Below are 14,986 nucleotides of genomic sequence, written 5' to 3'. Positions count from 1 at the left end.
CTGTGATTTATATTTTTCTTCTATTGCTGATTCTCATGATTGCATTTAGTTATAAATATGCGTGGTGGAAACCAGCAGTAGACTGGAAACGTCCTCGGGTTTTAATGTATCACATGGTCAGAGACCATATTGACGGTGCAAAGTTTAATAAATTGCGGGTTAAACCGAGTGAATTTGAAAAACAGGTCGCATGGATGAAGGCTGATGGTTTTCATTTTGTTACCATGCAGGAATTAAAGGCCAATTGGGGTAAGCATCCTGAAAAAACTGTCGCGATTACCTTTGATGATGGCTATCTGGATAACCTGGAAAATGCCTATCCAATTTTAGAAAAATACCAAGCTAAAGCGACCATTTATGTGGTGGTTGATCGTCATGACCGAGATTGGTCAACTTATAAGAAAGCCCATCATAATAGTGGTGAACTGGCTCGTGAATCTAAATTAAATGATGAGCAGGTGAAGTTTTTGGCACAAAGTGGTTGGGTAGAGATCGGCTCGCATACTTTAACCCACGCCAATCTTGATAAATTAGATGATGCTGAATGCTTAAAGGAATTATCTGAATCTAAAGTTCAACTGGAACAATTAACCCATATGCCTGTCAGAAGTTTTGCTTATCCCTTTGGTATTTATTCTGTACGTGATGTGGAGATGGCAAAACAGGTCGGCTATAGCAATGCTGTAACCACAAACGAAGGCATAGATTCAGAGCAGCCTGATTTTATGCAGTTACAGCGCATTAAAATCAGTGGTAAAGATTCGATGTTCGCAGTGAAATTGCGTCTTAAATTGGGTCAGCGGGCTTAATTATCCTGTTTACTTTGAAATTTTGCGTACATGGTCGAGCTGATTAAAATATTTAATTAAATGCTGATGGTGTTTATCCCAGGTTTTCAAAGGATTCATCCGGCTACCCAAATAAATCAGTACATCCGAAAATCTTTGCTGAGGGGTTTTACGAATGCTTTTCCAATACGTAGATAATGCTTTCTTCACCAGAATCTTTTTATTTTCCTGGTCAATTTCCGGATAATTATGTAAAAAATCATGAATGGTAAAGAACATATCGAAGTGTTGTTGTTCGAGGTGACGCGAGAGGCGATTTTCACCTCGAGTACGTTTCGTTTCTTCGCTATCTAAGATGACAAAAACACTGTGTAGTTCAGTCGAAATAATTTTTTGCGAATGTTTACCTAGATTTAATGCTAAAGATTCGTCTTGAATAAACAAATGTTCATTACAGCCACCTGCTTTTAGAAACAGCGCGCGCGTACACATCACACACATTTGCATAATATTATTTTTTAACATGTAATGAAGCACATGGGTGCTACTTTCCCACACCGCAGCAGTATGCTTTTGAATTTCATTCAGATCATGGATTTTAACTTTTTTTGCATAGCACAGATCGGCCTGTTGCTTTTGCATTTCATTTAAAAAAACTTGCAGTCGATTTGGCGCCAGGACATCATCCGAGTCCATAAAAAAAAGATAATCTCCAGTTGCTGCAAATCCTCCCTGATTCAATCGAATTGCTGGCCCTTTATTCTCGGTGTTTTGAATCACTTTTATTTTAGGATAGGTATGCACAATATATTCGGTATTTTTTTCCCATTCAGGATCACTGGAATGATCATCGACTACAATAATTTCATGCACGATATCATCCCAAGGCTGCAAAGACTCGATTGTACGGTTAAGTAGCAAACCCTTATTAAAGTGGGTGAGAACAATAGAAATCATGGGTGAGCGTCCAAATGATGTTGAATAGCAGCAATAAGAGGTCGGCTTAGGTTTAATTTGGCTAAATTGCGCTGTTGTGGCAGGCTAAAGGTTTCGTTTAGAGCTTGTCTGCTGATTAGTCCCTCGGCCAGGTATTTTTTATTCAAGGCTTCAAATACAGAGTTTGGCGTATAAATGGAAGAGATAAAGCGCCCTGACTGGATGGCTTCGGCAAGCATGGAGGTGCTGTCCTCAGTGACAAAAATATAGCTGGAAAGTTCTACAAGTTCATTGAATTTTTTTGATTGAGAATCATGAATAAGCTCGAGCTGAACATTGGCGTTTTTTTTGAGCGTATTCCAGGTTGATGCTAAGTCAGGTGTTCTTCGTGAATTGGTAATGTAAGCGGTGAGATGATGATCTGAACATAATTTCAAGAATTTCGAAATAATCATTTCATAGTCTGTGGTTTGAAAAGGGTGTTCTGATGTTGGTCCGCCTAGGACCAGTAATGCAGACTTTAAATCAAGAGGGTTGGTTTGAAGTTGAGTAAACTCTTTTTTTACCGGAGGGGTGGCCAAGACCACTTGTTGGGTCTGAATATTCTGTGGTAGTGCGGTAATGGTGCAGTTTACCAGTTGCCCATTTACCTTACGTAAATCACCTGCGTAAAACAGCGGAACTTTCAATCTGCGACTCACAAAAATGCCATAGAGCAAATTTGGCATGCCTGAACAAATAATACAGTCAATATTTTGCTTTGACTGAAAATTTTTGAAAAAAATGGCTGAGCAAAAATCAAATAAATGGGGATACCAACTGAGCTTTTTTAAAAGGCTTATTTGCCATTTTTTTATGCTTGGTGTGATGATTTTTTGCAATGTAGTCGTATAAGCTTTTTCTAAACTATCAACAATTCCTAAGCTAGGATTTAGATGTCCTGCACGTTGATCATGAATAACAGCTATGGAAAGAGTTGGATGTTTGTTCATGTGTTTAGTTGGCTTAAAGTGATCACGCTATAATAGCAGGCTGACAGCTATGATATAATAAAAAAAATATTGAATAGTCTTCTCGTGTTCATGGAAAAGTCACTAAAAATTATCAACTGTGTATACGGTGATGCGACAGGTGGTCGCTGGCAGGCAATGCTGAATATTGCTGATACATTGGAGCTGGGGGGGAACGAGGTTGTCTTATTGCGTGGAGAAGAAAACCAGCACTTAAGTAGTGGTGAGCGTTCAATTCATGTCATCCCTAATACTGGTTTTTACAGTGTTAATGCGGCATTGAAAATTAGAAATTTTTTGCAAGAGCAACAACCTGATGTCGTAATTGCTCATAGTGGTAAAGCAGTATGGTTGTTTAAAAATGCCATGATTGGTATGCAGAAAAAGGTTCCAGTCATTGCAGTTAACCATAGTCATAATGTGAAACGTACTGTACGTGCAGATGCTTTTATCCACATCACCCCTCATATTCAAGATTTAGTAAAATCACGTATGACGCAACAGCAGGATGCGAAAAAGATGCATCGCGTGATTTCTAATCTCATACATTTACCAGCAGAACAGGCTTTACCGGCAACACTACGAGATCCTGTCACAATAGCAATGCTTACTCGTATGATCCCGAATAAGGGGGTGCATATTTTGATTGAAGCAATTCATTTATTGAATCAAAAGAATATTCAAGTTAAAGCAATTCTTGCTGGTGATGGTGATAATAAAGCTGAATATGAGCAAATGGTCAGAACTTTTGGGATAGAGCATTTAGTTCAATTCCCAGGATGGGTGGGTGCTCAACAAAAAATTGAGATTTATCATGCTGCCGATATGATGGCGATACCATCCCTTACTGACATTCAGCCGCTCGGTATTCTTGATGCATTTGGTTGGGGGAAAGTGGTGCTAAGTAGCGACCATATTGGACCTCTACAAGTGTGTAAACATCGTGAAAATGCTTGGGTTGCTAAAGTCGGTGATGCTCAGGATTTAGCCAATGGTATTGAGCATCTCATTAAGCATCCAGATGAAGCCTTAAAAATTGCTCAACAGGCGAAGAAAGAAGCTTTGGAAATTTATTGTTTTGAACAGATTGCTAAAGAACATAATGCCTTTGTACGCGCCGTTGCTGAAAATTTTAACTAAATATTGCAATAGTAAGATTATGGCATTAATGAAAATTGAAGCCAGATTTTTATTGAATAACGATTAAATTGATGTATTAGAGAGTTAATAATGAAATTTCTCATTGTAGGTGCAGGCTTTAGTGGCGCAGTGATTGCGAGAGAATTGGCAAAAAACAACCACCAGATTACGATTATTGATCAACGCTCACATTTAGCAGGTAACTGCTACACTAAAAGAGATGAAAATACTCAAATCATGGAACATGTTTATGGTCCGCATATTTTTCATACCAGTAATGAAACTGTATGGGAATATATTAATGGTTTTGGTGAGTTTATGCCTTATATTAACCGTGTTAAAACGACCTATAATGGCGAAGTTTATTCACTCCCAATTAATTTACATACGATTAACCAGTTCTATAAAAAAAGTTTAAACCCAACTCAAGCCAAAGCTTGGATTCAATCGATTGCGGCAACAGATATTGAAGAGCCGCAAAATTTTGAAGAACAGGCCTTAAAGTTCATTGGTAAAGATTTGTATAGTGCATTCTTTAAAGGCTATACCAAGAAACAATGGGGCTGTGATCCAACTAGCCTACCCGCCAGTATTCTCAAAAGATTGCCAGTGCGCTTTGACTACAATGACAATTACTTCGCACACAAGTATCAAGGTATTCCAAAAGATGGATATACCAGCATTATTGAATCAATTGTTGACCATGAAAATATTGAAATCCAATTAGGATGTGGTTTTGAAACTGAAATGAAATCTCAGTTTGATCATGTCATTTGGACAGGAAAATTGGATGAATGGTTTCATTATCAAGAAGGTCATCTAAGTTATCGAACATTAGATTTCATGAAAAGTGAAGCTGTGGGGGATTTTCAAGGTACAGCGGTCATGAATTATGGCGATGAAGACGTTCCGTATACACGTATTTCTGAACATAAGCATTTCATGCCTTGGGAAAACCATGAGAAAACCATTTATTTTAAAGAATACAGCCGTGCCTGTGGTGAAAATGATATTCCCTATTACCCAATTCGTTTGGTTGATGATAAGGAGGTATTGAAGAAGTATATCGAATTAGCCAAGGTACAGAATCAAGTGACTTTTGCTGGTCGTTTAGCGACGTATCGATACATGGATATGGATGTAACTATTCGAGAAGCTCTTGATCTTGCCAAGAGTTTACTGGAGGATATCAACAATCAGCAAAAAATCGCAAGCTTTTATCATCAAGAGACGCTCTAATGATGAAGATTGAAATTTATATTGCGACACATAAAGCTTATGAGTTTCCTCAGATCGATTCCTATATTCCAATCCATGTAGGAAAGGAAAAGGCTAAAGTAGATTTGGGCATATTGGGCGATAATATTGGTGAAAACATCTCAACATTAAACCCTTCATTTTGTGAGTTAACCGCATTGTATTGGATGTGGAAAAATGCGCAGGCAGATATCCTTGGCTTAGTTCATTATCGTCGTTACTTTGTTGGTGCTGCCGAAGATATTTTAACCTCCCAAGAAATTGAATCTTTGGCGCAAAATGAAGTGATCGTTGCGAAGACGAGCCAATTTTATAAAGTGAGCAAAGTCCTCGGTGTACGTTTAGCAAAACGTACTTTGAGTGTGCGTGAACACTATGCTAAGGATCATTATGAACAAGATTTGAATAGCTTAAGACGTGTCATCGTTGAGCAGAGTCCAGAATACTTAACGGCCTTTGATTATTTATGTCAAAGCAAAGAGGGGATTTCACTGTTCAATATGTTTATCATGCATAAAGGTTTGGTGAATGAGTATTGTCAGTGGATGTTTAAGGTTCTATTCCAACTGGAGCAAATCATTGATATCTCATCTTATGATGCTTACCAAAAACGTATTTTTGGCTTCCTCTCTGAACGTATGTTTAATATCTTCTTGATTAAGAATCAAGCTAAATTAAAAATTCGTCAGCTTGATGTGGTACTAAAATAAATCTTATTTCGACAGAATGTATTTCTCATAATAGGTGCCGTTGATGTTATCTGGTGTAGCATCAACGCGATAAGACAGTTTATAGATTTGAAGAGGATCTTGTGCTATACGAAGATCATTTTCCTGTGAGATTGGTATAAGTAAAATCTCAGACATTAAAAAGATCTGATCCGCCATTGGTAGGGTTTGGTTGATTTGTGAATTAAATCGTGGATTATGCAAGTAATTGACCTTTATAATAAAATCAATAAGGAAATAATCTATTAGATGATTGTTCTTTTGCCAATAATTGATGAAGCATTGAAAGATAATCGAAGGCGTTGGATCATCTTTATTGAATTTCATAAAATTACCAGACCATTTGCCTTCAGGGATCCATTGCTTAAAAAAATCTAGCTTGCTCGATAGTGTAAAGAAATTACTTTCAAATATTGTATTTGGAAGTTTATCCAAAATTAGATAAGTTGAATCTATCCAGATTCCACCATGCTGAGACATTAAAGCGAAGCGTAAGATATCTGAAAAATGTGTTGGAGTAATAATTTTACTTTGGAATTTCTCGATAATGAATTGGGGAATATCAACATAAGTCATATAATTATTTAGGTCGATCAATACCACATTATCATGATGATATTTTAACTGATCGATGCATTTCTTCACTAAAGTAGGTGCATTTTCATAGCCTTGCAACCAACATACCCAAATAGTATTGCTGGGCTGAGTTTTAATATTTTTAGTGTTTAATCGCTTTAAGAGGGATGAGTTCTGCTGATACAAGTATTGAATCAGACAATTTTGATAATAAATTTGCGCGGATTGAGCTGCTGTAGTTAAACCAAGCTTGCGTAAAAACTTGGGTAGCTTTTTGATGACCCGAATAAATGTAAGATTCAAAGCTAACCCCAAAACAAGATGATGAGCAAACATTAAAATACTGAGTATTGATTCAAAGATTCTAGTTAGATTTCATTCAGTATAAATAAGCAGAAGTATTATGCCATGCACGCTAGGTGACCACAATGAATGGACAATTATGCTTATCTATAATAGATATTATCTTCTCCTTCAACTTTACGAAACCGCTTATAAGACCAAATATATTGCTCAGGTGCGACATTAATCATGGCTTCAACATCTTGATTTAGCTGGTTCACTGAAACCTGTAAATCTTTAGACAAAATATTTTCGGATAATTGAGTGCAGTGAATATCAAAGTGAGTATCTGTATTACGCAGACAACTTATGCCAATCACATTACATTGGGTTTTACTGGCAAGTTTGGAAAGTAGGGTCGTGGACAAGGCCTTTTGTCCAAAAAAATCGGCATAAATACCGCCAGATTCTTTGGGTAGATGATCCGGTAAGATCACTGTTAAGCCGCCTTGTTTTAGGTGCTTGAAAATCGCACGTACGCCATTTTCATCTGTAGGCACAAGCTTGGCTCTTGTGCTTTGTCTCGCCTCTAACATAAAACGGTCAATGCCCTTATTTTTACTGGGCTTGTACATGATCACAGGCGCGGTATATTGATTTAGCCAAACATTCACCAACTCCCAATTACCTAAATGTAACAGCACAACAATCGTGCCTTTTTCACTATCTAGTGCTTCGGTCAGATGCTGTTCACCAAAAATATTTTTGATTAAGCCAACATTATATTGTTGTGGCATACCCCAAATCTTAATCGACTCTACATAAGTTAAACACTGATTTTTGAGTGTTTTTTTTAGTAAGGCTTGATGTTGTTCAATATTTAATTCTGGATATGCAAGTTTTAAATTAATGCTGCTCACCCGTTTCATGGATGAATTAAAGCTATTAAGTAATAGGGCAATCCAGGAAGCAATCCATTGCAATACACAGAGCGGAAGTAAAGAAACAACTTTGAATAAAAAATACATAACAACGCAAACTCTTTATGGCCAAGATAATTATAAAAAGAAGATTTTGGAAAGAGTTTTAGTGCATCAAAGATGCTGCGTCATTTTAAAGAAAAAAATGAAGTCAAAAGTCTTGAGAACAAAATATATAAAAAATAGTGGGGGTGAAATCACTGGAATAAGAATCTGATTAATCCAGTGGAAATATCAAAAAATGATTAGGGTTTGTCTGCGTTGCCCTTCAAAACCATATAAATCAAACTCACAAAAATGATCAGGGCTCCGCCTAAACTACTCACACAAAAATATAGAATACGTTCATTGGTATCCATATTGAACAAGCCATTGGCCAAGATATAACGCATAAACAACCATTGAGCTATAGCAAATATAATTAATACAAGTGCACGACGACGGACAGCAGGACGCATAGCCATAGAGTTGCTCACCAAAAAGCAGAAATAGGCAGCTATTATGCCATTCTCAAGTCTTGATCTCAATGCAATAAAAAACCCTGCATATGCAGGGTTTTTTATCACTGAATTAAAGTATTAAGCTTCTACTTTAACGTCAGCCTTAGGTTTTTCACGTAAACGAATACCCAAGTCACGCAATTGATTCGGTTCAACTGGCGCAGGTGCTTGAGTCAATGGACATTCAGCAGTCTTGGTTTTAGGGAATGCAATCACGTCACGAATTGAAGTCGCGCCAGTCATCAACATCACTAAACGGTCAAGACCGAATGCCAAACCACCATGCGGAGGCGCACCGAATTTCAATGCATTCAACAAGAAGCTGAATTTCTCTTCCGCTTCTTCTTCAGAAATACCTAAAGCTTCAAAGATGGCTTTTTGCATTTCAAGGTTGAAGATACGAAGTGAACCACCACCAACTTCAGTACCGTTCAATACCATATCGTAAGCAACAGACAATGCAGCACCTGGGTTGTTTTTCACTTCTTCAACGCTTGATTTAGGTAGCGTGAATGGGTGATGCACAGAGGTCCATTTACCATCATCCGTTTCTTCGAACATTGGGAAGTCAACTACCCAAAGAGGTGCCCACTCGCAAGTTGCCATCTTCATGTCATGACCGACTTTGATACGTAAAGCACCCATCGCATCGTTCACAACTTTGGCTTTGTCTGCACCGAAGAATACGATGTCGCCATTTTCAGCACCAACACGTTTTAACAAGTCAAGCACGATTGGCTCGATAAATTTAACGATTGGAGATTGAAGACCTTCGATACCTTTTTCAAGTTCGTTGACTTTAATATAAGCCAAACCTTTCGCGCCATAAATGCCTACGAATTTGGTGTATTCGTCAATTTGGCTACGTGGAAGTGAACCTGCACCCGGTACGCGAAGTGCAACAATACGGCCTTTAGGATCTTTAGCAGGACCTGCGAACACTTTGAACTCAACGTCTTGCATCATGTCTGCAACGTCAACCAGTTTCAAAGGAATACGCATATCCGGTTTGTCAGATGCATAGTCACGCATTGCATCTGCATAAGTCATACGCGGGAATTTGTCGAATTCAACGTTTAGAAGTTCTTTGAACATCTTGATCGTTAAAGTTTCCATCAAATCCATAATGTCATCGTCACTCATGAACGATGTTTCAACGTCGATCTGGGTGAATTCTGGCTGACGGTCAGCACGCAAGTCTTCATCACGGAAACATTTCGCGATTTGGTAGTAACGGTCGATACCACCCACCATCAACAATTGTTTGAATAATTGTGGTGATTGTGGAAGCGCATAGAAGCTACCGTTAGATACACGACTTGGCACTAAATAGTCACGCGCACCTTCTGGGGTCGCACGTGTCAAGATTGGAGTTTCAACGTCCAAGAAACCATTTTCTTCGAAGTAGTTACGAATCAGGTTGGTCAATTTAGAACGGAAACGTAAACGGTCAATCATTTCTGGACGGCGAATATCAAGGAAACGATATTTCAAACGTACTTCTTCAGAAATATTGGTGTTTTCGTCATTCAACGGGAATGGAGGCGTTTCAGAAGCAGCAAGAACTTCGATTTCTTTTGCTAGAACTTCGATTTGACCGCTCACCATATTGGCATTTTCTGTGCCTTCATAACGACGACGTACACAGCCTGTAATTTTTAATACGAATTCTGAACGTACTTTATCAGCAGTTGAGAAAGCTTCGGGAGTATCTGGGTCAATCACCACTTGAACAAGACCGTCACGGTCACGCATGTCAAGGAAGATCACACCACCGTGGTCACGGCGACGGTGTACCCAACCGCATAATGTTACGGTTTGGTCAATTTGGGCTTCGGTTAAAGTACCGCAGTAATGAGTTCGCATCATAGCGTAAAAAATCCAACTATATGGGTTAAGGTCAGCGAATACGTAAACAGCGTACCGCCTTTGAATAGTGAATTATGCCTCTTTGAGGATTTTGTCACAAGAACTAGATCAACAAACGCCATCATTTCCATGTGGAGATGAGACAAAAGATTCTAAATTGATTCGATTTTTAGCAATTTAATCACCTAAACGTCGATTTCGATCCAGAAATAAGAACAGGAGACAGCCCAAGCTAAAAGTGATTAAAAATGCACTGGAAAATTGGTTTACCGAGCGACCAATAAATGAATAGAGGTCGGTTGACCAAGGATTTGATCCCAGTGTCTTTAAAAATTGCAGATAATAAAAACCAGCAGCGAGCAATGATGTCAGCAGAATAAAGAAGCCAGAGATCTTGATTTTAGTTCCAACAAAACCCGCCTGTTTATGTTTCAGATAATAATGTACGCCCATCCATGCCATAAACGGCAAAGCCAGAATGGATGTGCCAATCTGTAATACCCGGTGCATCGGATAGACGTGATCAAATAATGCAACAGACCGATTCAAAAAATGATCAAAAGCAAAGGTTCTAAAATCTGAATGGGTCAGTCCATCCCAAATTAAATGAGTGGATATTCCAACAATCAAAGCCATAATCACACTAAGGATAAACCCCAGCATTTTATCAAAAGAGCCCCAATCAATCGGCTTTACCATCCCAATCCATCGAAATATCGCGGGTCGATACAGGCCATACCACAGCAAGCAAAAAGCTAAACCAATCAATAGATTTGGAACAATCAAGCCTTGCCACTGATGTGAAGCATCATAACTTTCGGAAGTGAATAAACGATATAAATCAGGTGTCATGCTGCCAATCGCCAATGCCGAAATTGGCAATCGATAGCCGGTGAGTTTGGCAATAGGCGGTGCTAAAACAGCATGTGAGATCGTAAAGGGCATATTTAAAGAAGTGAACTGGGATACGTTAAAATAAGGTGAATCACCATAGCAAATTATTGAACAGGATATGTTCGAGAAAACAATTGTTTTGTAAATAAATGATAAATATAGATGATTTAAAGTTGGAAGTTGTTTTGATTAGTGGGGAGTTATTTTTGATTAATTGGAAGATCGATATTGCAAAAATAACGAAATGTTATATTATAACATTATTCAGAAATTGCAGCTTTGAGCCAGTTCCATGTCCTTCCATAAGAATCTAATTACACTCTCTATTTTTGCAGTTATCGCACCTGTTGTCTTTGCAGAGAACCCTAGCCAAAATCAACAATTAGACACCATTAAATTACAGGCGCATCCCTTAGTGCAGTCGGCTGCAGATTTTGCAGTGGTTGATCAGGTGATTGATCATCAAAAGCTTGCACAAGGTGGGGTGACCATTGGCGATGCTTTGGCGGGTGAATTGGGCGTATCTTCGAACCAGTATGGTTCTGGTTCAAGCCGTCCAGTAATTCGCGGGCAAGATGGTGCGCGCGTTAAAGTTTTACAACATGCTTCTGAAACTGCTGATGTATCCACACTTTCACCAGACCATGCGGTAACGGTAGATCCCATTTTAGCCAAGCAAGTAGAGATCATTCGCGGACCATCGACTTTACTGTATAGCGCAGGCACTGTCGGTGGATTGGTGAATGTCACTGACAATAAAATTCCAACGCAAATGCCTGAAGATGGTTTAGAAGGTACAGCCGGTCTACGTTATAACTCTGGAAGTGATGAGAAATTAGCCAGTGCAGGAATCACGGCAGGGATGGGGGAGAATTTTGCGCTGCGTGTGGAAGGTTCAAAGCGTAAAGCCAATAACTATATTGCACCTGATTATTTCCATGAAGGCGAAAAAGCGCGTCGTGTAGACAATACTTTTGCTGAAGGGGAAACGATTAATATCGGTGGATCCTGGATTCACGACCGTGGCTTTGTCGGTGTAGCCTATAGCAATCGTCAGGATCAGTATGGCTTACCAGGACATAGTCATGAATATGAAGACTGTCATCCGCATGGTAATGAGTTGCATTGTGGTGATCATTCAGGTCATGCGTTGAACCATGATGGACATAATCATGATGAAGAACATGATCATGCTGCCGGGCCTTGGGTAGATTTGAAATCAGAACGTTATGATTTCCGTACCGAACTCAATGATCCTTTTGCCGGTTTCCAAAAGCTGCGCGCGCATGCCAGTTATACCGACTATAAGCATGATGAAATTGAAGAAAATTCAGTCATGACCAATTTTAAAAGCCAAGGTTATGATGCACGCTTAGAACTGGTCCACAATCCTGTTAAGGATTGGGAAGGGGTGATCGGTGCGCAATATAACCAGCAAAAGCTGGATATTAGCGGGGAAGAATCTTTACTTGATCCGAACAAAACGCAAAAGTGGAGCTTGTTTGCCTTAGAGCATAAGCAGTTTAATGATGTGCATGTTGAACTGGGCGCACGCGTAGATCAGCAGAAAATTGCGATTGATTCAAACAAAAAAGATTTTGACGATTATGGCTTCTCTTATTCAGGCGCAATGAACTGGGAATTTGCACCGAGTTATAAATTGTCTTTGGTCGGCTCTCATCAAGAACGTCTGCCTTTGGCGCAAGAACTGTATGCAAAGGGTAAACATTTTGCGACCAACACTTATGAACGTGGCAATGAAAATTTAAGTGCAGAAAAATCCAATAATCTGGAGCTTGGTTTGCATTATGAGCAAGACAAGTTTGATTACCATGTGCATGTCTATCACAACTGGTTTGATAACTATATTTATGGAGCGACAACGAGTCGTGAAGAAAATTTCCGTTTAGTCGACTATACGCAGGATAAAGCCAAGTTTTATGGTACAGAAGCACAAGTCTCTTATGCTTTGAATGATACTTATAAAGTGGGTGTATTTGGTGATTATGTGCGTGGCAAAATTGACAGTAAAAATGCACCACGTGTACCTGCAGGTCGTCTCGGTACCAAAGTCGATGCAAGCTTTGATGACAACTGGTCCGGTTTAGCCGAGTATTACCATGTGTTCAATCAGGACAAAATCGCCAGTTATGAGCAGGAAACCGATGGCTATAACATGGTCAATGTTGGCGTATCTTATGCAGGTCAATATGCTAAAAACAATGATTATCGCGTGTATTTTAAAGCCAACAACCTGCTAGATCAGCAAGTCTATTCACATGCTTCATTCCTGTCGAATATTCCACAAGTCGGACGTAACTTTAGCGTTGGTTTAGAATTTGGCTTCTAGGCAAAAGTTAGCGTAGATCAAACCATTCAGCCAGGATTCACAGAAATCCTCTTGAAAAATAAAGCAATAAAACCTAGTCTGATGCCATTGGACTAGGTTTTTTGTTATGCGCATTTTTCAACGAATTCATCAGAAATTGAATTGGTCACGCCGTCGTTATATCAGCGTGATTGTCGGTTTATTGGCTTTGGGATATCTCTCATCGGCAATTTATCACACCTATAAACCCTTGCCAGAAGGCTTGGATTTTAGTGGTAAATTGCGTCATGCCGAAGTGAAATTTCTAGCAGATCAAACCTATATAGATGCCAGTGGGAAACAGCAACAGAACCAGGTTATTTTTAATGAAATCTTAAAAATGATTGATGATGCGCAGACGACCATTGTGCTGGATATGTTCTTATTCAATAAGGAAGTGGGGGAATCAACGCTTGCGCATCGACCACTGGCGCAACAGCTCACCGATGCACTCATTTTAAAACGTGGCGTTCAGCCGAACATTGACATCAAAGTAATTACCGATCCGATTAACTCGGTCTATGGTGGTGTTGCGCCTGAGCATTATCGTCAGTTACGTTCAGCGGGCATTGATGTGATTGAAACGGATTTAAGACCGTTACGCGCATCCAATCCATTGTGGTCGGGCTTTTGGTATATCTGCTGTCAGGATGCCGGCAATAATCCGGAAAAAGGCTGGTTAAATAATCCATTTGGTTCTGAAAAAATTACCTTACGCAGTTATTTTAATTTATTTAATTTTAGAGCCAATCACCGCAAGACCATGGTTGTAGATACAGCACAGGGCTGGAAAGCCTTGGTGACTTCTGCAAATCCGCATGATGGCAGTTCACGTCATTCCAACGTGGCATTGCTGGTTTCAGGCAATACTGCAATTGATGTGTTAAAGACCGAACAAGCTGTAGGGCGAATGTCCAAAGGCGATATTCCGATGGTGATTGTCGGCGAGTTTGAAGGTGAAAAATCTTTGCCGCAGGTTCAGGTACTGACTGAAAAAGCCATTTTTGATAAAACGATAAAACTGATTGAAACAGCGAAGCCCCAACAACAGATCGATCTGGCAATGTTCTATTTGTCTGAACGCCATATTGTGAAAGCATTAATCGCAGCTCATGAACGTGGGGTAAAAGTTCGGGTGTTACTTGATCCGAATAAAGATGCTTTTGGTCGGCAAAAGAACGGTATTCCCAACCGCCAAGTCGCATCAGAGTTGAATGATGCAGGTGTGCCTGTGCGCTGGTGTAATACGCAAGGGGAGCAGTGTCATAGCAAGATGATTGTGAAACGGGATGCACAGAACGCAGAAATGATTTTAGGTTCTGCAAATTTCACCGCACGTAATATTAAAAACTATAATCTGGAAACCAATTTACGTGTAGTGGGTGCATCAGAAGCGCAAGTCTTTAGCGATGCCAAGCAATATTTTGATACCGCATGGTCAAACCTGGATGGCAAAAATATGAGTGTTGATTACCGTCAATATGCAGATGAATCGAAACTCAAATATGGCATTTACCGCTTTATGGAATGGAGCGGGTTGTCGACGTTTTAAGTAACCTTCATTCCAGATGGAGAAGTAGTTCCCTCTACTTTCAGGAGAGGGCTAGGGAGAGGTAATAAAAAAAATAATCGATTGCAATTATTCCGTAGCAATCTCT

General features: G+C 39.4%; 13 protein-coding genes. 6 read left to right on the top strand and 7 right to left on the bottom strand.

Going from position 1 to position 14,986, the window contains the following annotated elements; all coding sequences use genetic code 11:
• The first annotated feature begins 2 nt into the window (after positions 1-2).
• The gene (locus E0H81_RS04965; protein ID WP_131317028.1) at positions 3-809 is read left to right on the top strand and encodes a polysaccharide deacetylase family protein; all 807 of its coding nucleotides are present in this window, start codon (positions 3-5) and stop codon (positions 807-809) included.
• Between the two features lie 9 nt (positions 810-818).
• Here the strand turns inward: E0H81_RS04965 and E0H81_RS04960 are convergent, their stop codons facing one another.
• Positions 819-1,745 carry a glycosyltransferase family 2 protein gene (locus E0H81_RS04960; protein WP_131317026.1) on the bottom strand — a complete coding sequence of 309 codons (927 nt, stop codon included), beginning with the start codon at positions 1,743-1,745 and terminating at the stop codon, positions 819-821.
• Complete coding sequence (locus E0H81_RS04955; RefSeq protein WP_131317024.1) at positions 1,742-2,716, bottom strand: ELM1/GtrOC1 family putative glycosyltransferase; 975 nt, start codon at positions 2,714-2,716, stop codon at positions 1,742-1,744. Before E0H81_RS04955 ends, E0H81_RS04960 begins: the two co-directional genes overlap by 4 nt.
• Before the next feature lie 90 nt (positions 2,717-2,806).
• Here E0H81_RS04955 and E0H81_RS04950 point away from each other — a divergent pair, with 90 nt between their 5' ends.
• From E0H81_RS04950 to E0H81_RS04940, 3 genes are all read left to right on the top strand, one after another.
• Complete coding sequence (locus E0H81_RS04950) at positions 2,807-3,874, top strand: glycosyltransferase family 4 protein (protein ID WP_131317022.1); 1,068 nt, start codon at positions 2,807-2,809, stop codon at positions 3,872-3,874.
• A gap of 90 nt (positions 3,875-3,964) precedes the next feature.
• On the top strand, positions 3,965-5,113 hold the full coding sequence (gene glf / locus E0H81_RS04945) for a UDP-galactopyranose mutase (protein WP_131268156.1): 1,149 nt from the start codon (positions 3,965-3,967) through the stop codon (positions 5,111-5,113).
• Positions 5,113-5,841 (top strand): DUF4422 domain-containing protein, encoded by a 729-nt coding sequence (locus E0H81_RS04940; protein WP_131268155.1) that lies wholly within the window; start codon positions 5,113-5,115, stop codon positions 5,839-5,841. Before glf ends, E0H81_RS04940 begins: the two co-directional genes overlap by 1 nt.
• 3 nt (positions 5,842-5,844) lie before the next feature.
• On the opposite strand, the gene E0H81_RS04935 is transcribed toward E0H81_RS04940, so the two are convergent.
• The 5 genes from E0H81_RS04935 to E0H81_RS04915 form a co-directional block, all read right to left on the bottom strand.
• Complete coding sequence (locus E0H81_RS04935; RefSeq protein ID WP_131268154.1) at positions 5,845-6,771, bottom strand: capsular polysaccharide synthesis protein; 927 nt, start codon at positions 6,769-6,771, stop codon at positions 5,845-5,847.
• Positions 6,772-6,881: 110 nt separating this feature from the next.
• Positions 6,882-7,745, bottom strand: coding sequence for a lysophospholipid acyltransferase family protein (locus E0H81_RS04930; RefSeq protein ID WP_131317020.1), 864 nt, complete (start codon positions 7,743-7,745; stop codon positions 6,882-6,884).
• Positions 7,746-7,942: 197 nt separating this feature from the next.
• Complete coding sequence (locus E0H81_RS04925; protein ID WP_131268152.1) at positions 7,943-8,161, bottom strand: hypothetical protein; 219 nt, start codon at positions 8,159-8,161, stop codon at positions 7,943-7,945.
• Positions 8,162-8,275: 114 nt separating this feature from the next.
• Positions 8,276-10,066, bottom strand: a complete 1,791-nt coding sequence (aspS, locus tag E0H81_RS04920; protein WP_131317018.1) for an aspartate--tRNA ligase — start codon at positions 10,064-10,066, stop codon at positions 8,276-8,278.
• Between the two features lie 177 nt (positions 10,067-10,243).
• A complete protein-coding gene (locus E0H81_RS04915; protein WP_131317016.1) occupies positions 10,244-11,011 on the bottom strand; it encodes a DUF4184 family protein in 768 nt (255 codons plus the stop codon).
• 241 nt (positions 11,012-11,252) lie between these two features.
• Here E0H81_RS04915 and znuD point away from each other — a divergent pair, with 241 nt between their 5' ends.
• Positions 11,253-13,310, top strand: a complete 2,058-nt coding sequence (gene znuD / locus E0H81_RS04910) for a zinc piracy TonB-dependent receptor ZnuD (RefSeq protein WP_131317014.1) — start codon at positions 11,253-11,255, stop codon at positions 13,308-13,310.
• A gap of 106 nt (positions 13,311-13,416) precedes the next feature.
• Positions 13,417-14,880, top strand: a complete 1,464-nt coding sequence (locus E0H81_RS04905; RefSeq protein WP_131317012.1) for a phospholipase D family protein — start codon at positions 13,417-13,419, stop codon at positions 14,878-14,880.
• Positions 14,881-14,986 lie beyond the last annotated feature (106 nt).

Source organism: Acinetobacter terrestris, from assembly GCF_004331155.1.
Classification (GTDB): domain Bacteria; phylum Pseudomonadota; class Gammaproteobacteria; order Pseudomonadales; family Moraxellaceae; genus Acinetobacter; species Acinetobacter terrestris.
This window is presented reverse-complemented; position numbering and strand designations above follow the sequence as displayed.